The sequence below is a fragment of the Collinsella sp. AM09-41 genome (assembly GCF_003473245.1).
GTDB lineage: Bacteria > Actinomycetota > Coriobacteriia > Coriobacteriales > Coriobacteriaceae > Collinsella.
On record NZ_QRMJ01000002.1, the window covers coordinates 216,863 to 236,496 of the forward strand.

A 19,634-nucleotide genomic window follows, 5' to 3' on the forward strand; every position below is an offset into this window, starting at 1 on the left:
CTCAAAAAACATGCGCTACAGGCGCTCGCGAACCGCCTCGACCACGTTGGCCAAATCGACGAGAACCTCGTCGTGACTCTGCATGTCGCGCACCTTGACCTTGCCGGCGGCAAGCTCGTCGCCACCCAGGACCAGGATGAGCTTGGCGCCCACCTTGTCGGCCTGCTTAAACTGGGCCTTGAGCGAACGACCCTGGTAGTCGGCCTCGGTCACGATCCCTGCGGCGCGAAGCGCCTGCGTAATGGCAAAGACGTTCTGACGCAGATCCTTGCCGGCGTTGGCAACGTAGACGCACGGGGTCTCATCGGCGCCCAGGTCGCTGCCAAAGGCCTGCAGGGCCAGCAGGGCGCGCTCAAAACCGACGGCGAAGCCGACGCCGGCCGTGGGCTTGCCGCCCTCGAGCTCGACCAAGCCGTCATAGCGACCGCCGCCACCGATGGAGCCGACACCGGCGCCGGGAGCCTCGACCTCAAAGACGGTACGGGTGTAGTAGTCCAGGCCGCGCACCAGGGTGGGATCCTCGACGTACTCGATACCGGCGGCGTCCAGATAGCGCTTGACCTGCTCGTAGTGCTCGCGGCACTCATCGCACAGGTTGTCGCCCATCAGCGGGGCGTCGGCCATGATCTCGCGGCAGTGGTCGTTCTTGCAGTCGAAGGCGCGCAGCGGGTTAAGCTCGGCGCGCTCGCGGCACTCGTCGCACATCTCATCGGCATGGTCGAGAATGAACTGCTTAACCTGCTCGCGATAGGCCGGACGGCATTGGGCATCGCCCATCGAGTTAATGAGCAGACGGAGCTTGGACAGATCGAAGCCCAGGCGCTTGTAAAACTCCATGAGCATAATGATGCACTCGGCGTCTGCCGCCGGATCGGGAGCACCGAGCCACTCGATGCCCACCTGGTGGAACTGGCGCAGGCGACCCTTCTGGGGACGCTCGCCACGGAACATGGCCTCGGCGTAGTAAGCCTTAAACGGCGTGGAGCCCTGGGGCACCAAGTTGTTCTCCACGACGGCGCGCACCACGCCAGCCGTGCCCTCGGGACGAAGCGCCAGGCGCTGCTTGGGCTTGAGCTTGGTATCGGTGCCCTCGGTAAAGACGCGCTCCAGGTTGGCGCCGCTAAACACGCGGAACATCTCCTTGCGCACGACGTCGGTCGACTGGCCGATGCCGTGGACAAACACGTCCACCTGCTCGATGGCGGGCGTCTCGATGGGCTTAAAGCCAAACGGCTCGAACACGCCGGCAGCGATCTGCTGCATCTTTTGCCAAGCGCGCATCTCAGCGCCGATAAGGTCGCGGGTTCCCTCCGCCTTCTGTGCCTGCATGGGCAAACACCTTTCTTTTGTATCGCGTCATAGGTAGTGGTCATTATACGGCACAAACACAAACAGCGGCGGTGCATCTGACCGAACGAGGGTATGGGGACTCGTTCGGCCAGATGCGCCGCCGCGGTGTGCAATCTGCAATCCTTCCGCCTCTTCGGATCACAAAATCCGTTGGACGGAAAGACTTCGGGTCATCTCTTGAGCCCGTGGCTACATGGGAAACCGAATGACGGTACGAGCATCCATTCGGCTTCCAAGGCAGCCACGGACAAAACGGGGCAAAGAGCTACGAGCGACGTCGTCCCTACTCCCCCGCCACGCTCGCGCGCAGCTTAGCCGCGATGGGCTCAGACGCCAGCAGGAACACCAGCATTGCCACCGAGCACGCCAGACACACGATCCATGTGCTCGTAAAGGAGCCCGTGGCATCGAACAGTATTCCCGAGACGATGGCGCCCACCGTGCCGCCAACCATCTCGAGCGAGGTAATGGTGCCCGTGACCTTACCCAGGTCGGCCATGCCAAACTGCTTAGACGCAGCGATCGTAGGCGTTGGAGATGGTGTACTGCGCAAGGGAAATGCCCAGGTCGCTGACGATCAACGGCTGGAACAGGCTCATGCAGTTGACGAAAATGGTGTAGCACGTGGCCATGATCACAAAGCCGGAGGCCACCACGAGCCAGCCGGGGAAGAACTTACGTTGCTGAGACATACTGTTCCTTTTTAAGCAAACGAGTAGCAAGATTGGGTGCTACCGGTGGTCGGCGATGTAGCCCAAAGCGACGGCGGCATAAGCCGCGGCGCCAAGGGGAAGCTCGGCATCGCTAAAACGTGCCTTGGGATGATGCTGAGCAAAATGCTCGTCCGTATCAGTCACAGCAGCGCCCACGGTAAAGTACGCGCTCGGGATCTCGCTCGAGATCAACGCGAAGTCCTCGCTCGCCATGGCGTGGAACAGCGGCAGGAAGGCGGACTTGGGCAGCACCGCGCCCACGTAGCCAAGCGACGCCTGCGTCATGCCGTCGTCGAGTACGAGCGGGGGAACATCCGAGAGTGTCTCGATAGTCGCCGGCGTACGATAGGTCGTGGCAACGCCTTTGACGACCTCCGCGATGCGGGTCTTGAGGCGCTCCATGAGCTCGACGTCGAAGCCACGCAGCGTTCCCTCGAGCACACAAGTGTCGGGGATGACATTTGCGGCCTGACCGCCGGCGAACTTGCCAACGGTAAGCGCGACCTCCTTGGCCGCCGGCACCTCGCGGGAGATGAGCTCCTGAAGCGCCAGATGCACATGGACGCCGGCCGTGATGGGGTCGATGCAGATCTCGGGGCTCGAGCCATGGCCGCCCTTGCCCTGAAGCGTGATGCGAAAACCGTACACGCCCGAGAGCGCCGGGCTGCCGTAGAGCACCAGGCCAAGCGGCGACTGGCTATTGACATGCATGGCAAAGGCGACCTGGGGGCGCGGGTTCTGCAGCAGACCGTCGGCGATGGCGGCGCGGGCACCCTCAAAGGTTTCCTCGCCCGGCTGGAACAGCAGCTTAACCGTGGCGTTGGCATCAACAAGCGCGGACTCGCGGGCCTTGAGCAGGCGCGCCGCTCCAAGCAACGCCGTTGCGTGCATATCGTGTCCGCATGCGTGCATGCAGCCGTTCGTAGAGGCGAAAGGCTCACCTGACTCTTCGGCAACGGGCAGGGCATCCATGTCGCCACGGAGCATGATGACCGTACCGGCCTGCTCATCCGTGCAGACGCCATTGCCTTGGGCCGCGGCGGCACCGGCGCCGACAAGGCCCACAACGCAGGAACCATCAACGAGCGTGGCAAATGGGATGTCCATCTCAGTCAGGCGCGCTTGGATATACGCAGAGGTCTGTGGGAGGCTATTACCCAGCTCGGGCATCTGGTGGAGATCGTGTCGCCACGCAGCGAGCTCGTCTGCAAAAGCCTGAGCTTCTGCAACGAGACCGTCACCGATAGCGGCCTGCGCCGCTGCGGTGGCCTTGGGCGCTGATTGCGGTTGAAGATCGGACTGAGCTGGTGCCATAAATGCCCTCCAGTAGCGTTTTTGCAGTAAGCACTTTGATAGCGTAAAGTGCAAGGTACAACTTTAAAGGCGAGGCATAAAAAACGCCGCCCCAGGAGGGCGGCGCAACAAGTTGTTTACAATTGCGGGCGAGATTTTCGGCGCAAGAAATCGAAATGCGTCTCGCTCAAGATAATCGACAAAAAGATGAGCGCAAAGCCGGCAAGCAGGCGCGAGGTGAGCGCCTCCCCCATCAGCAGCACCGAGAACAGCACGCCCGAGGGGGACTCCATCGAAAGGAGCAGTGAGCCCGTCGAGGCGGGGACGTGCGCCAATCCAACGTTTTGGACGAGCAGTGCCACGCACGTACAGCCCACCGAGAGAAAGGCCGCCACGCCGACAAAGCTCGGCGTCCACACGGACAGAGGCGCCTGAGTCTCGAATAGCAGCGACGTGATTAAGCTCAAAACGCCATTGCCCACAAACATCCAAAACGTGATGACGTTGATGTCCATCTTGCGGCCATACTTGGCGGTCACTGCCATCTGGATAGCAAAGAAGACCGCGCCGCCCAGCGTGATGACATCTCCAGCATTGAACTCGACGCTATCGAGTGCCACCAGGCCAATGCCCGCCAGGCACAGCAGTGCCGCACCCAGGTTATAGCGGGTGAGCTTTTCGCCGCTCAGGACATAGCTGGCAAACGGCACAAGGATACAGTACGTGCCCGTCAAAAATGCACTCTTGCCTGCCGTGGTCTGTGCCAGGCCAATCGTTTGCAGTCCGTATGCTCCCCACATGAGCGCACCCATGCCCAGCCCGACGATCAGGTTGCGGGCATTGAAATGAGCGATGATGCGCTTATGGAAAATAGCAAACATAACCAGTGATGCCGGGAGAAAGCGAACGTAGACCAGCTCGAACACCGGAATGGTATCGAGCGCATCTTTCATGGTGGTAAAGGAATAGCCCCAGATGACCGCCACCGAAAGCAGCAAGACCTTCCAGAAGAACGGAGAACGCGCGCCGGCGCCGCGGGAGGTGCCGCCGGCACCCAGGTCTTCGCGCGCTACAGGGCTATCGGGCATGTTTTCGATTTCATCAACGGCATTCTGAGCCATAGGGCATCCTCGCGCTCAGTCTGGGCGTGGTGTCCGCACGTGCATGGCCGCGTGCCGCCTCATGGTCAAATAAAACGGGGCGCACCGGACCCCCGGCACGCCCCGCTACTGTAGCAACAACCAGCGTTGCACCGCAATCCAGCCCACTAAAGCGTCAGCAAAGTGAACCTCGACGTTTTGTCAATGTCACGCTGTTGCACTAAATAAGCTTCGTGCTTTCAAGCTTTTCGATGATCCAGTCGTTGGCTTTGATGACCGGGCGGCGGAAGACGACGCCCAGTGCCAGCGACGGAATCAGATAGCTCGCCAGAATGCCTAGCTCAATCCAGTACTCCATATGGTAGGCGCCAGCCATGGCGGCATGCATGGCGTTGATGCCGTGGGTGAACGGCAGGAACGGATAGATCGCCTGGAACACAGGGCCGGTCATCTCGATGGGGAACGTACCGCCCGAACCGCCGACCTGCATAACCAACAGCACGACGGCGAGCGCCTTGCCGATATCGCCAAACGAAACCGTAAGCGTGTAGACGATATTGGAGAACACGAGACTCGCGACCCAACCCGCCAGCACAAATTGCAGCGGGTTGTCGCACTGAATGCCAAAGAACAGGATGTCGCCCGCGCACACGAGTGTCGCCTGCAGCAGGGCCAGACCTCCAAAGAACAGGTAGCGGCCCAGGTAGATCTCGTGCAGGCGCACGGGGATCAGCTCGTTGATGAGCTCATCGTCAACCGAGACCTTCATCATGGCCGCCAGTACAATCGAGCCCACCCACAGCGACAGAATCGTGTAGAACGGTGCCATGGCCGAACCGTAGTTGCGGATCGGATAGACCGGTTTGCGGTCGAGCGCGACGGGGCCGGAAAGCGACACGGCGAGGCCCTCGGGGTCGTTGCCAATCATTGTCTTAATCATGGCCAGGTCACCCGACATCAGAGCGCTATCAAGCTCGTCCTTAAAAGCGCTGATCTTGTCCGACGCCTCGCCCAACTGATCAGAAGCCTTGTTGACCAGCGTCGCAGCCTTGGAGAGGCCCTTTGCGAGCGAGCCAGAGGCGTCGGTCAGACCGCTCACGGCGCTATCCAAGTCACCCGAGATACCGTTCAGGGAATCCAGAACGCCCGAGATGGTCTTCTTAAGCTCCTTGGCCTTAACCGAGAACGTGGAATCGTAGTCGGACTTGGCTCCCGAGATACCCGCCTTGGCATCGGCGATGGCCTGGTCGACCTCGGCACGCGAGTTGTTGACCTCCGCCATGCCGTCCGAAAGGGACTTTGCGGTCGCCGTCAGGTCCTTCGCATTGTTGCGGTACTCCACGGCAATTCTGCCCAGCGACGTAGCAACGGACTTGAGACCGTCTTTGAACTTGTCGTCACTCACCTGGTCGGCAAGGTTGCGGAGCTGATCGGCCATCGCATCGATATCGTCAGCACGCGTATTGAGCGCCGCTGCGGCTTCGTTGAGCTGAGACACCGTAAGGTAAACATGCGGATTCGCGGCATCGAATGCCTTCGCAAGCTCGGCGGACACGTTGTCGAACGAGCCCGCGCTTCCGTCAATCGCCGCGTCAACGGCATCGTTGGCGGCCTTGAGCGCTTCCTTGGAATCATTGATGCCGCTCTTGGCGTGCTCCATCAGCTGCTTCGTCGACTCATCAACGGTGCCCGTCTGCTTGAGCATGCCGCCCGCCGATGTCAGTGAATCGGACGTGGAGCTCAAAATGCCCGCGAGCGACGTCGCACTCGCCTGAACGTCCTGCAGGTCCTCGACCGAATCGCCCAGCGTCGAGGACAGATTGGCGATAAAGTTGCTCACCTGGTCGGTGCTCATATAGTCGAGCAGGCTGGACACGGTCTTAAGGCCGATGGTCGTGATGGTCTTGGTAAAGGTCTCGTTGACCTGACTCTGGACGGCGCTCGAACCCTTTTCAGTCACGATCTGTGCGATGGCGTTGGCCTTCTGGTTCTCATAGAACTCGATATCGGCATGCTTCACCTCGGTCGAGAAAAGCGTCATCATGTCGGCGCTAAACGTTTTAGGGATAACGACGGCAGCGTAGTACGCGCCCGACTTAACGCCCTCAATCGCCTTATCGCGGTCGTTGAGGACGACCCAGTCGAAGTTCTCGTTGCCGCGCAGGGTGGCGGTTACGTTTTCGCCCACGTTGACCTCGACGGGAATCAGGTCGCTCTCGTAGCCCTCATCGGTGTTGACTACTGCAATCTTAAGGTTGCCGGTATTGCCGTACGGATCCCAGCTGCCGGCGATGTTAAACCACGCGTACAGGCACGGCACGATAATGAGGCCCATCACGACGACCATGCCGATCACGGAGCGAGACACGTTTTGGACATCACGCTTAAACAGGTGCAGGATGTTCTTCATTTATGCCTCACCTCCTTTAGAGTGCTTGCCAAGCGAGGTGGTGTCCCCGTCGTTTCCGTTTACGTTGTCAGCGCCGTCGGCATCTTGAGCCTTACGATGCGCACCGATATGCGACAGACGGCTCGTAGGCTGTTCGCCTCCCTTGGCGCCACGCTCGCTGGCGTTGAGACCAAACATGCGACGGGCGGCAGGGATGGCAGCCGTGTGCTCGCGCATCTCGCGGCGAAGGTCCTCGTCCGAAAGCGCCGAGATACGCATCTGGGTATTGAGGCTCGCACGGATGTATTCGATGTTGATGAGCCAGCCGCAGATGGCGATAACCGAAATGATCCAGATAACGAGCAGGATGATCTTGCCGTTATTGTCGATATCGAGCACCGTCGAAAGCACAAAGAGCAGAACCTGCACGCCTACCACGGCGGCAAAACCGCCCTTGATGTAGTACGGGTAGCGATGCTCAAACGCCACGGCATGATCGAGCAGCTCGCGACGGTACGAATCCGAATCGAGCATGACGCGCATGGCCGTGCGCAGCGAATAGCGCTGGCGCGGCAGGTCGTTGGACTCGCAGATCATGAGGCCCGTCGTGGAAAGCTGCTTGTCAAAGAGCAGGTTGAGGTTGAGCAGCAGCGGACGCAGCTGCAAGCCAATAAAGAGTGCGATGGCAAGGAACACGCCCAGGATGCACAGGTTGAACAGGTAGTTGAACGAATACATGCCACCGACGGTCTCGCGCAGCAGGTTGATGCCATAGGTGAAGGGCAGCAGCGGATGCAGCCATTGGAAGAAGCCGGGCATCATCTCGATGGGATACATGCCCGACGAGCCGGGGATCTGCACAATGACGAGGATGACGCCAATGGCTTTACCGATATGCTTAAACGTGGTGGACAGCGCATAGATGATGTTGACGTAGGTGAACGAAATAGCGATGCCGCCCAGTACAAAGAGCAGCGGATTGACGCACTGAACGCCAATGACCAGATCTCCCACCGTAACGATGATGGCCTGCAACGCACCCAGGATCACCAGCAGCAGCCAGCGGCCAAAGTAGCCCTGACGCGCCGTAAAGCTACCGATGCCCTCGCGGTCGACCTCGAGTTTATAGATAGCGATGAGCACATAGCCGCCTACCCACAGCGCCAGATTGGTGTAGAAGGGCGCGATGCCCGAGCCAAAGCTCTTGACCGGATAGATTGACTTGGACGTCAGCTCAACCGGAGATGCCATGAAATCTGCCACGTCATTGACGTCGACGTCCATGAGGTCGGCTAACTCGCCCATAGACTCAGAGGTCTGCAGCGCCGCAATGTCATTGGCGGCGGTCACGAGCTTGTCCTGAACCTTGGCAAGGGAGGCGTCGGTTTGGGACAGCGTGGTCTTTGCCTGCTTGAGCGTGGCGTCGAGCTGCGCCAGCGTGCCGCGCGCGCTCGCTATCGTGGGGGTCATACCCGACACAATGCCGGTCAAATCGCCCGAAACGGCGGCAAAGGAGTCAAGCGCGCTCGAAGCCTTCGGAAGTGCGTTCTGACCCAGATCGGTCTGAGCCTGACCGAGGTTAGCCGTACCGGTCTGAATTGCCGCGTTGAGTGCGTTGCTCGCGTTCGAGATTGCCGTAGCGTCGTTTGCCATGGCGCTCGATTGTGCAGAAAGGCCATCCTTGATGCTCTGCAGCTTCTGGTTTTGCTCGCGAAGCGAATCGATGGTCGATACAATGCGCGCGTCAATTTCCTCGGAACCTGTCGACGTGTCATTAACGAGAATCTCCAAGTGCCCGATAACGGCCTTATTGTGATCGATCGTCGCCTGGAGAGACTCGAGCGAGTTGTCGATGCGGGTGGTCGTAGATGTGACCGTACCCGTTAGCTTGCCAATCGCAGCGTTCGCGGAGGCTGACGTCTTGGTGAGTGCAAGGCTACCTTCCGAGAGTGCCTTGGAGAGCGAGGTGATAGAGTTGCCCGCCGTGGCGCGAGCCTCGCCCAGCAGGTCGTTGCCCTGGGAGATTGCCTGCGTCAGCGACGGTGCCTGACCTTGCAAGCCGGCAAGCGCCGCATCAGCCGAGGCGATAGCGCCACTCGTCTTATCGATGGCGGCATTCATATCGCCAATCGAATCGCGCACCTCACCCAAGGTGTCGGATGCCTCGGACACCGAACTTGTCAGCGAGTCCTGAGTCTGGGTTGCCTTGTCCTTTAAATCGACACCGGCATCCTTGGCGATACTGGCAACAGTCTCGCCCACCGTGGAGACAAACTCCGAGTTGATCTGCTCCTCGATGGTGTTGGCACCGGTATCGGTGACCTTGGGCGCAATGGCGCTCTTCTTCTCATTGACGTAATAGGTGAGCTTCGGCTGATGGTAATTGCCATCGAGCATCGAGACAAGATTGTCGGAGAAGTTCTTGGGGATTACGATCGCCGCGTAGTATTCCCCGCTCTCGACGCCCTCTTTGGCATCGGCAGCCGAGTCGACGAAGGTCCAGCCCAGCTGATCGTTTTCCTTGAGCTGGTCGACCACCTTATCGCCTGCATTGAGCTCGCCCACCAAGTCATTCTGGGTGCCCTGATCGTTGTTGGCGATGGCGATTTTAATGCCCTGGGTATTTCCGTACGGATCCCAGTTTGCCACGATGTTGTACCAGGCATACAGCGAGGGAATAACACACACGCCGAGGGTAACCACCAAGGCGACGGGGTTCACGAGCAATCGCTTGATGTCACGCTTAAAGATCGCAAAGGATACCTTTGCGTTGGATAGTTTGCTGCCGAGACTCACGCTTAGACCATCCATCCTGTCGTTGAATCGAATCGTACTATCGACAACCATTGTACGTAGGCGCTTTAGTGCCTCGCGGCACAATGGTGCTGAGTTTTGCGGGTAGCAATATACTACGAAGATGAGTTAACGTACAGTTGTACAGTATCTTAAATTTCAGCAGGTCACAAAACCACAACCCGCACAAATTAGCAATCCGAATAGTCATCGGGGGCGTTCTTAAACTACCAGTCAAACAAGAACGTCCCCAACGACCACTTTTTCTCCGTCCCCAAGGGATCATTATTGGACCGTCGATGTTTTGGTAATGCCAGCGAGCGGTCACCAGAGCGAACAAATTGGCATGAAAAGAGGACGGCATAGACCTTCTGGTCATGCCGTCCTCTTTGAATGACAAGTTGTCGCTCTGGTGCCCGCGCAGCGTCGGCTGGTCCGCCGTTCGTTAGAACGGCGGAACGAAGGGCAGCGTCGAGTAGTTACGCGGTTCGTAGAACCGCGTAACTACCCAATTACATAAGCTCGCAGACAGCTGCTGCGAAGGCAACGGGGTCCTCAGGGAGGATGCCCTCGACCAGCAGGGCCTGATCGTAGAGCAGGCCGGAGTACTGCTTGATCTTGTCGGCGTCGCCGGCCTTCTGGGCAGCGACGAGCTTGGCGAAGACCGGGTGTTTGGCGTTGAGCTCGAGCACGCGCTGGCTCTTGGGCATACCGTCGGGCGCGCCCTCAGGACCCTTCTGAAGCACCTTCTCCATCTCGAGCGAAAGCGGACCCTCGGTGGTGATGCAAGCGGGGGCATCGGTCAGGCGCGCGGAGACGGCAACTTTCTCGACCTTGTCACCGAGCGCCTCCTTCATAGCGCTAAAGAGGTCCTCGTTCTCCTTGGTGGCGTCCTCGGCCTCCTTCTTCTCGTCCTCGGTCGCCAGATCAAGATCGCCAGTCGCGACGTTCTTGAGCTCCAGGTGACGATCCTCGACCTCGGGCTCGGCACCGTCGGCAACGGCCTTCTCGGCAGCCTCGCGGGCGGCGTCGTCTTCGTAGATCTTAGGCATATCGGCGGCAACGTACTCACGCATAGCCTGGAACGTAAACTCATCCACATCCTGCGTCAGCAACAGCACGTCATAGCCGCGCTCGAGCACGCCCTTTACCACGGGCATCTTGGCCAAGCGCTCACGCGAGTCGCCGGCGGCGTAGTAGATGGCCTTCTGATCCTCGGGCATGCCCTTGGCATACTCGGCCAGGGTAATCATCTTCTGCTCCTTGGCAGACCAGAACAGTAGCAGGTCGGCGAGCTCATCGGCCTTCATGCCATAGCTCGAGTAGATGCCGTACTTAAGGCCGCGGCCAAAGTTCTCAAAGAACTTCTCGTAGGCCTCGCGGTCGTTGTCGCGCATGTCCTCAAGATCGGCAGTGATCTTCTTCTCGACACGCTTGGCAATGGCCTTGAGCTGACGGTTCTGTTGCAGCGTCTCACGCGAAATATTGAGCGTCACGTCGGCAGAGTCCACGACACCGCGCACAAAGTTGTAGTAGTCGGGCAGCAAGTCGTCGCACTTCTCCATAATCAGCACGTTGGAACTGTAGAGCGCCAGGCCCTTCTCGTAGTCCTTGCTGTACAGATCGAACGGGGCGCGACCCGGCACAAACAGCAGCGCATCGTACTCAAGCGTACCCTCGGCATGGAAGCTGATAGTGCGCGCGGGATCGTCAAAGTCGTGGAACGTGGACTTGTAGAACTCGTTGTAATCCTTCTGCTCAACGTCGGAGCTGCGCTTTTTCCAAATCGGCGTCATGGAGTTGATGGTCTCGAGCTCCTGGTAGTCCTCGTACTCGGGCTTGTAGTCGTCGCCGGCGTCCTCGGGCTTGGGTTTCTGGCGGCTCTTGCTCACCATCATCTGAATCGGGTAGCGCACATAGTTGCTGTACTGCTGAATCAGGCTCTTGAGGCCCCACTCGGTCAGGAAGCGATCGTAGGTCTCGGCCTCGCCGTCGGCGTCGAGCTTCTCGTTCTCGCGCAGCGTCAGGATGACATCGGTACCGTGCTCAGCACGCTCGCCATCCTCGATGGTGTAGCCCTCAAGACCGTCGGACTCCCAAACGTGGGCGGTGTCCTCGCCATAGGCGCGGCTGACAACCTTTACGTGGCTGGCAACCATAAAGGCAGAGTAGAAGCCCACGCCAAACTGACCGATGATGTCGACATCGGAACCCTGCTGCTCGGCGTTCTCAGTCTTAAACTCCTCGGAGCCGGAATGGGCGATGGTGCCCAGATTGCGCTCGAGCTCCTCGGCGGTCATGCCGATACCGTTATCCGAAATGGTGATGGTACGGGCATCTTTATCAAAGGAAACACGGATGGCCAGGTCGCCCTGGTCGAGCTTGACACTCGGATCCTGCAGGCTCTTAAAGTTGAGCTTGTCGACGGCATCGCTCGCGTTGGAGATAAGCTCGCGCAGGAAGATTTCCTTATTGGTGTAGATGGAGTTGATCATGAGGTCGAGCAGTTTTTTGCTCTCGGTCTTAAATTGACGCATGTGCAGTCCTTTCGCGCTACCCCCGTCCGCAAAAACGGCCCGGTTGCCCGAGCCGCATTGCAGACCTGCTATGTTCAGACTTAGATTTTATAACCCATTAGCGCGCATATATACATACGGAATCGAAAAACTGTATGTCCAAACGCTCTGATGCACCAATTGCCAAGGAGTGTCCCCGACTGCCGGCAGGAAAGGAACGTCCCTATCTGCCATCTACGCGCTTGGCCATCCAAACATGGGGCTGGCCCTCGTCTTCGTAGTCCACCGGGGCAATCTGCGTGTAACCCGCCTTGGCATAGAGTGGTAGCACGTATTCCTGCGCGTGCAGCTTAATGAGCTTGGAGCCGGCATCACGCGCGCACGTATCACTGGCCTCGACAATCTTGCTCGCCAAACCGCGACGGCGCATGCTCGGCAGCACGGCCACGCGCCCCATAATGTAGGTCTCCCCCGCCGCGACGCCTTCGTCCAAGTCGCACGCCGGCAAAACTGGGGCTTCGGCATCTGCCGCGTACTCCAGTTCCTCGGGAAACACGCGCGAGCAGCCGGCAAGCTCGCCGTCTACATAGAGTGTCACATGAATGCAGTTCGGATCCTCGTCGATAGCGTCGAACTCATTCTCGTAGCCCTGCTCGTCCATAAAAACGACGCGGCGCACCAACGCCGCGTCGTCAAAGCATCCCGTCTTAAGTTGGATATCCATAGCTGCCCTTTCATTCAACGCGAACGTTAGGGACAGATTTTAGCGAAAATGAGCTCCGCGCACGCTAAACTTCGCGCGAGCCTTCGCCAGGCAGTCGTAATGACCCACGTTATGGGCATCGCTCGCGATGAAGCTGTACAGGTTCTGATCGAACAGGCGCTGCGCCGGCTTTTTCTCGCGACCAAAGCGACCGCCGGCAATAAAGTCCGCCGAAGCCTGCAGCTTGCAGCCCATATCGACCAGGCGCTCCGCCACGCTTACATCCTTTTGAACCGCACGATAGCGCTCAGGATGAGCGATGATCACCTGGTAGCCACGGCACTGCAAATCGTAAATCGTGTTCTCGTACTCTCTAAACGCATACGCATCGGCATGCGTCGAAAGCTCGAGCAGAAACTCGTTGGTCCCATCGAAATGCAAGTGATCCGCGGCATCGATACCAAGCTCAACGAGCTTTCGATGGTTGACCTCGAAGCCCATCTGGAGCGGAAAACCGTCAGCGTTATCGCGCAGCAGCTCAAAGGCATCCCACATCTTGTCGTAATCAAAATAGGGATCACGGCAGTGAGGAGTGCAAACGATTCTGGTTACACCGGCCCGCTTGGCAGCCTCGAGCATCGCCAAGCTCTCTTCGAGATCGGCGGCGCCGTCGTCTACACCCGGCAAGATATGGCAATGAATGTCACGCATAGGTCGGCCTTAATCAACTAAACGTTTGCTCGGTTGGTGAAGATGCCCTTTTTGGAAGTGCCCTGATCGTCGGAGCCCTTCTTAACCTTCTTACCGTCCTTGGTGTAGTAAGAATAGTAGTACTCGCTGGTCTCGGTCTCACAGTAATTCATGACGGTACCGATGAGCTTGACCTTCTCGGACTTCTTAAGCTGGGCGATAGCGTTGAGCGCCTCTTCGCGCTTGGTAAAGTCCTCGCGCACCACGAACAGCGCGCCGTCGGTCAAGCTGGCAATCTCGGCAGCATCGATGAAGGTGCCGACCGGAGGAGCATCGAAGATGACGTACTGGAACTTGGCGGACAGTGCCTTTACCAGCTTGGCAAAGCGATGGGAGACGATGATGTCGGCAGGATTGGGAATGTGCGGCTCGGCATCGAGGAAGTAGAAGTTCTTCTGACCCGTCTCGACAATTGCCTGGTCAATGGAGATCTGCTCGGAAAGGACCGCATAGAGTCCGCCGCGCGAACGAACGCCGAGCATATCGGAAAGGGACCTGCGGCGCATATCGGCCTCGACCAGGAGCACGGACTTGCCGCTCGTGGCGATTGCCTGAGCAAGGTTAATGGAAACCGTAGACTTGCCCTCATTGGGAATCGAGGAGGTAACGGTGATGGTGCGAATGGGGTCATCCACGCTCGCAAAGCGGATGTTGGCCAGAAGGGTCTTGGCGGCATTCTGTACAACGAGCTTATCGGTGTTCTTTGCCTTAGCCATGCCTATTTACCACCTTTCATAGCCGGAATTCGGCCAACAACGGGAATACCCAGGAGCTCTTCTGCCTCTTCGGCACCGCGGATGCGGGTATTGAGCATGTCTGCCAAAACGACATAGGCAACTGCGATAAAGATACCGGCGAGGAACGCGACGGCAATATACAGCGTGCGCTTGGGGCCGCTGGGGGCTTCGGGGGTCTTAGCCTCGTCGATAACGTTGATGCTCTGGGCAGCGCCGACGTTCTGAGCGACCGTACTCACCGAGCTGGCAATGGCCTTTGCGACCTCAGCCGTCTCCTTGGCATCGGTGCCGGTAACCGAAAGCGTAATGACACGCGTGGTGGTCTCGGAGGAAACAGACACCTTGTAGTCATCCAAATCGGTGAGGCCCAGTTCTTTGGCGGCGCCGCTCTTAACGCTATCGCTATCCAGCAGCGTGGCGATATCGTTGGAAAGCATCTGGCTCGCCGAGAGATCGTTGTAGCTCATCTGACCGCTATCGTCGGTCTTGGCGAGAATGTACATGCTCGTCGTCGCGGTGTAGGTGTTGTCCATCGCAACGAAGGACACGATGCCCATAGCGATCGCGCAGACCACCGGAAGGGTGATGACCAGCTTGAGGTGCTTCTTCAGCAGCTGGAACAGTTCGAGAAGGGTCATGCAGCTTGCCTTTCATTTCCCCAGTTCGGATTGACAAAACTGTCCGTATGTTATCGCATCTTTTTACCGAGACCAAACTCTATACATAAGAAACAGGCTCTCCTGTAAAAATGTCGGAAGCAATCGTAAAATTGCACAACAACGCCGCACCCGAAAGTCAAATGCGGCGTCTACATCAATATCTATGTTGTATCGCTATGCGAATGGCTCGTCCTGCTGTATGGGAAACGTCACCGTAATGGTGGTTCCCACGCCCAACTCGCTCGACAGATCGAGCGTGGCGTGATGATACAGGGCCGCATGCTTGACAATGGCAAGCCCCAGGCCGGTTCCGCCGCGTGCCTTGGACCTACTCTTGTCCACGCGATAGAACCGCTCAAATACCTTGCCCTGTTCTTCAGGCGCGATACCGATTCCCGTGTCGGCGACAGCGAGGAACGGATGGCCTTCGTCGTTGGTGCCGCACTGCAGCGTAACCGTACCGCCGGGCCGATTGTAGCGGATGGCGTTGCTTGCCAGATTATAGATGAGCTCGTCAATCAAGCGCGACACGCCTTCGATGACCACAGGCTTGGTCTCATGACTTATCGTCACATTCGCCTGACGGGCAACCTGTTCAAGGCGCTGCTCAACCGCGTAGATCGCACGCGAGAGCTCAATAGGCTCCGTGGACCCAATGGGCACTGCCTCGCCTTCAGTTGCACGTTCGGCCTCGTCCAAGTTAGACAGCGTAAGGATGTCGTTGACAAGCGCTGCCAAGCGGCCCGCCTCACGATAGATGCGACCGCCAAAGTTGCGCAGGTCGTCCTCGCCCTCGACCATGCCATTTGCGATGAGCTCGGCATAGCCCGAAATCGCCGTAAGCGGCGTCTTGAGCTCATGGGTGATATTCGCCGTGAACTCGCGGCGCATACGGTCGTTATCCGCTAGCACCGCCATTTGGCGCTTGAGTTCCTGGCGCTGCGACTCGATACGCTCAAGCATGGGGACCATCTCGGCATAGGCGTGCTCATAGCTACGGCGTGGGTGATCCAAATCCACCTCTTGCAACGGCGCGATGATGGCACGGGACTCACGGCGCGCCATAAAAAACGAGAGTACTGCACCCGCTGCTGCGATAAGCAGCATCGGCGCCAGCATCGACAGCAAAATCGCCGCAACGCCAGGCTGGGCCTGCGCCAAGCGAACGACCTGGCCGTTATCAAGGGTGACAGCGCGATACAGCATAATCTCGTCGAGTGTAGAGCTTGCGCGCTCCGCGGAACCCGAACCACTCTCAAAGGCCTCGATGACCTCGGGGCGATCGCCATGGTTGGGCAGTGTGGAAGGCGACGCCTCGTTGTCGTAGGCAACAGATCCGTCCTTATTGATCAGCGTGATACGAAGATCCTCGCGATCGAGGCTTCGCAAGAACGGAATGGGCTCCTGCTGCTCGTCGAGGGCGGCAGCAATGAGCTCAGTTTCCTGCGCCAGATTGGCACTCGTGGCATCCGCCAAAGTGTTTTGCACAAAGAACGCGCCCAGCACCGTAAACGCCACGATAACCGCCATGGCGCAGACAAAGATCGTCACAAAAACGCGGTGCGACAGCGTATGTTTTCCCTGGGGGGCGAAGACCACGGGTTACTCCTCCGATGCGGTGGCCGCGGTGTCGTCGCCTTCGGCACCATCACCGGCAGAAGGCTCGGCCAAGCGGTAACCCACGCCGCGCACGGTCTCGATGGCGCTGGCATGCTCGCCCAGTTTTTGGCGAAGCGTCTGCACATGCACGTCGACGGTGCGCGAACCGCCGTCGAAGTCCCAGCCCCACACGCTCTGCAGCAACGACTCGCGGGTAAAGACCACGCCAGGCTTGCGCATGAGGTACTCGAGCAGGTCGAACTCGCGCAGGGTGAGCTTAAGCGGCTCGCCGGCAACGGTCACCTCGCGATGGCTGGGCGAGAGCACGATGTCGCCCACGCTGAGCACATCGCTCGCCTGCTTGACCATGCCGCCGCGACGCAGCAGTGCGCGGCAGCGGCTCGCAAGCTCCATGAGCGAAAACGGCTTAGTCAGGTAATCGTCGGCACCGCCATCGAGCGCCATCACCTTGTCGAGTTCGGTGTCCTTGGCGGTAAGCATCATGATGGGCACCGTCGCCGTCAGGCGATCGGCACGCAGGCGACGCATAATCGCCAAGCCATCGGTGTCGGGCAGCATGATATCGAGCAGCACAGCATCGGGCACCCGTCGTGCCACGGCAGCTTTAAACTCGCCATCACACGAAAAGCCCTCGGCCTCGATTCCCTGCTTGCGCAGCGCGTAGACTGTCAAATCCCTGATGTTGTCATCGTCCTCGACGTAATAGATCATGTTGAACCCCTTTGCGGCCGATATGACCGCATCTTAACCCTAAAGGCACCTGTAAAAGACAGCGTCAGCCAAAACGCCCCGTCAAATAATCCGCGGTGCGCGGATCGGACGGATTCTTGAAGAGTTGCGCGGTGGGCGCGTGCTCCACCAGCTCACCCAGCAAAAAGAACGCAACCGAATCGGAAATACGCGCGGCCTGCTGCATGTTGTGCGTCACGACCACCAGCGTGCAGGTCTCCTTGAGCTCGCAGGCCAGCTGCTCCACCACCAACGTCGACACAGGGTCGAGTGCCGAGGTCGGCTCGTCCATCAGCAGAATGTCGGGCTGCACGGCAAGTGCGCGGGCGATGCACAGGCGCTGCTGCTGTCCACCCGAAAGACCCAGGCCTGACTCTTTGAGCTTGTCCTTGACCTCGTCCCACAGGGCAGCGCGACGCAGGGAGTCCTCGACCAGCTCATCGAGCACGACGCGGTCGCGCACACCCATACCGCGAGGACCGTAGGCGACGTTGTCGTAGATGCTCATGGGAAATGGGTTGGGGCGTTGGAACACCATGCCCACGCGCTGGCGCAAACGGCAGATGTCGCAATCGCCCAGGATATCTTGACCATCGAGCGCAATCTTGCCCTCGATGCGGCAATCCTTGATGCCGTCGTTCATGCGGTTAAAGCAGCGCAGCAACGTGGACTTTCCGCAGCCCGAAGGCCCGATGAACGAAGTGATCTGCTTGTCGCGGATCTTGATATTCACGTCCTTGAGCGCATGGTGATCGCCATAGAACAGGTCGAGGCCCTCGACGTCGATGCGCGTCGGCGAGGCGGCAAGATCCTCTGCCGTGGGGCGAGTCGCATCCCCAACCTCGCGCTCATGCGCGGCCTCGGCCTGCGCTTCCATGAGTTCTTCAAGCTCCGTGGGCTCCACAGCCGCAGCAGCCGTCATACCGCACACCTCCATATCGATATCAATTCAGCAGTATCGATAGTAGGAATCGCGGCTCATACGCACGTGAGCACATTGTCAAGTGTTTGTAAGGGCACACTGGCTATGCGGCGGGCAGCTCGATGGTGAATATCGTGTGTTCGGGCGTCGATTCACATGCAACGGTACCGCCGTGTGCCGCGATGATCTCCTTGGCAATAGCAAGGCCCAGGCCGGCACCACCGCGATTGGTCGCACGCGCCGCATCCAGGCGATAGAACTTCTCAAAGATCACCTTGAGCTTAGCCGCAGGGATAGGATCGCCCTGATTGATAAAGCGCACGCGCACGCCGCCATCGTCTTGGCGCCTGGCCTCAATCGTGATAGTCGAGCCCTCATAGCTATAGGCGACGGCGTTTTTCATGATGTTGTTGAACACGCGGGCCATCTTGTCGCCATCCACGAGCACCGTCAGGTCCTCGCGAATATCAACTTGGGCTTCCTTATGCTGCTCGTTGAGGATGGGATAGAACTCGTCAGCCACCTGAGCCAGCAGCAACCCCAGATCAACATAGCCGCGCGTGAGCACGATATCGTGGAAGTCAAAGCGCGTGATATCGAAGAACTCTTCGATGAGCGCATCGAGCCGGTGCGCCTTGTCGAGCGCCACGCCCGTAAAGTGCGCACGTTGCTCAACCGGCAGCTCAGGAGCCTCTTGCAGCAGCGAAAGATAGCCCACCACACTGGCAAGCGGGGTGCGTAGGTCATGTGCCAAGTACGTGACCAGATCGTCCTTGCGATGAGACTCGTCACGCAAGGCCTGTTGCACCTTGCGCTCGCGATCACGCACACGGTTGAGTGCGCCCTCGACCTCCAGGAAGTCGCCGTCGATGTTGTCCCAGGTGTCGGGGTGATCGATCAGGCGATCTTGAATACGAGCGGCCAGCACACAATCGGCATGCTGCTCGCCCTGCTCGTAGCCCTGATAGTACAGGGCGCGGCCGCAAAAGAACAGCACGCACACGGCAAGCGCCAGCACAAAGCCAAGCATGTTGAATACAAAGCCGGCATCGAACAGCACCGGTCCTTCGATGCCGCCGAGTGCCATGGCGCCAATCGCCAACGTCATGGCCCACGCGGCACCGCCAATCACCACGCAGCGGCGCACGACTTCAAATCGATCGATCAGCAAAAAGCCGACAAGCAGCACCGCCAAGATTCCAGCGATGTTATCGATGCCAATCAGCAGCAGGCTCAGCAAAAAGAGCAGCACCGTTGCAAGCGCGCGGTTGTCGACGACCGACCTCACGTATTCAAAGAGTCGATCGGGCACCTCGAATGCCTGCCTATCCTCTTTTGTCATATCCACTTCCCCACCATC

The 19,634-nt window shown here is 58.9% G+C and carries 16 protein-coding genes; all 16 read right to left on the minus strand.

The genetic code is table 11. From position 1 onward, the window contains the following. Nucleotides 1-15: 15 nt before the first annotated feature. Nucleotides 16-1,329: a histidine--tRNA ligase gene (hisS, locus tag DW112_RS03955; protein ID WP_118066395.1), complete on the minus strand. Its 1,314-nt coding sequence runs from the start codon at nucleotides 1,327-1,329 to the stop codon at nucleotides 16-18. Between the two features lie 304 nt (nucleotides 1,330-1,633). Continuing rightward, nucleotides 1,634-1,849 carry a hypothetical protein gene (locus tag DW112_RS03960; RefSeq protein ID WP_117842800.1) on the minus strand — a complete coding sequence of 72 codons (216 nt, stop codon included), beginning with the start codon at nucleotides 1,847-1,849 and terminating at the stop codon, nucleotides 1,634-1,636. Between the two features lie 10 nt (nucleotides 1,850-1,859). After that, the gene (locus DW112_RS03965; RefSeq protein ID WP_118328377.1) at nucleotides 1,860-2,042 is read right to left on the minus strand and encodes a hypothetical protein; all 183 of its coding nucleotides are present in this window, start codon (nucleotides 2,040-2,042) and stop codon (nucleotides 1,860-1,862) included. Between the two features lie 39 nt (nucleotides 2,043-2,081). Further along, nucleotides 2,082-3,377 carry a M20 family metallopeptidase gene (locus DW112_RS03970; protein ID WP_118328378.1) on the minus strand — a complete coding sequence of 432 codons (1,296 nt, stop codon included), beginning with the start codon at nucleotides 3,375-3,377 and terminating at the stop codon, nucleotides 2,082-2,084. 116 nt (nucleotides 3,378-3,493) lie between these two features. Then, complete coding sequence (locus DW112_RS03975; RefSeq protein WP_118328379.1) at nucleotides 3,494-4,477, minus strand: DMT family transporter; 984 nt, start codon at nucleotides 4,475-4,477, stop codon at nucleotides 3,494-3,496. A gap of 199 nt (nucleotides 4,478-4,676) precedes the next feature. After that, a complete protein-coding gene (locus tag DW112_RS03980) occupies nucleotides 4,677-6,866 on the minus strand; it encodes a YhgE/Pip domain-containing protein (RefSeq protein ID WP_118328380.1) in 2,190 nt (729 codons plus the stop codon). Continuing rightward, a complete protein-coding gene (locus DW112_RS03985) occupies nucleotides 6,867-9,641 on the minus strand; it encodes a YhgE/Pip domain-containing protein (protein WP_233545857.1) in 2,775 nt (924 codons plus the stop codon). Nucleotides 9,642-10,150: 509 nt separating this feature from the next. After that, nucleotides 10,151-12,175: a molecular chaperone HtpG gene (htpG, locus tag DW112_RS03990; protein ID WP_118328382.1), complete on the minus strand. Its 2,025-nt coding sequence runs from the start codon at nucleotides 12,173-12,175 to the stop codon at nucleotides 10,151-10,153. 202 nt (nucleotides 12,176-12,377) lie between these two features. After that, a complete protein-coding gene (locus tag DW112_RS03995) occupies nucleotides 12,378-12,878 on the minus strand; it encodes a GNAT family N-acetyltransferase (RefSeq protein ID WP_117790205.1) in 501 nt (166 codons plus the stop codon). 39 nt (nucleotides 12,879-12,917) lie between these two features. Next, nucleotides 12,918-13,568 (minus strand): tyrosine-protein phosphatase, encoded by a 651-nt coding sequence (locus DW112_RS04000; protein WP_055250497.1) that lies wholly within the window; start codon nucleotides 13,566-13,568, stop codon nucleotides 12,918-12,920. Nucleotides 13,569-13,585: 17 nt separating this feature from the next. Continuing rightward, nucleotides 13,586-14,323, minus strand: a complete 738-nt coding sequence (locus DW112_RS04005) for a CpsD/CapB family tyrosine-protein kinase (protein ID WP_055250501.1) — start codon at nucleotides 14,321-14,323, stop codon at nucleotides 13,586-13,588. A 2-nt stretch (nucleotides 14,324-14,325) separates the two neighbouring features. Then, the gene (locus tag DW112_RS04010; RefSeq protein ID WP_055250503.1) at nucleotides 14,326-14,982 is read right to left on the minus strand and encodes a YveK family protein; all 657 of its coding nucleotides are present in this window, start codon (nucleotides 14,980-14,982) and stop codon (nucleotides 14,326-14,328) included. A 195-nt stretch (nucleotides 14,983-15,177) separates the two neighbouring features. Next, nucleotides 15,178-16,602, minus strand: coding sequence for a cell wall metabolism sensor histidine kinase WalK (locus tag DW112_RS04015; RefSeq protein ID WP_117803628.1), 1,425 nt, complete (start codon nucleotides 16,600-16,602; stop codon nucleotides 15,178-15,180). A gap of 3 nt (nucleotides 16,603-16,605) precedes the next feature. Further along, a complete protein-coding gene (locus tag DW112_RS04020; protein WP_089572665.1) occupies nucleotides 16,606-17,334 on the minus strand; it encodes a response regulator transcription factor in 729 nt (242 codons plus the stop codon). Nucleotides 17,335-17,398: 64 nt separating this feature from the next. Further along, complete coding sequence (pstB, locus tag DW112_RS04025) at nucleotides 17,399-18,274, minus strand: phosphate ABC transporter ATP-binding protein PstB (RefSeq protein ID WP_199572150.1); 876 nt, start codon at nucleotides 18,272-18,274, stop codon at nucleotides 17,399-17,401. Nucleotides 18,275-18,377: 103 nt separating this feature from the next. After that, nucleotides 18,378-19,616, minus strand: coding sequence for a sensor histidine kinase KdpD (locus DW112_RS04030; RefSeq protein ID WP_118328383.1), 1,239 nt, complete (start codon nucleotides 19,614-19,616; stop codon nucleotides 18,378-18,380). Nucleotides 19,617-19,634: the final 18 nt, after the last annotated feature.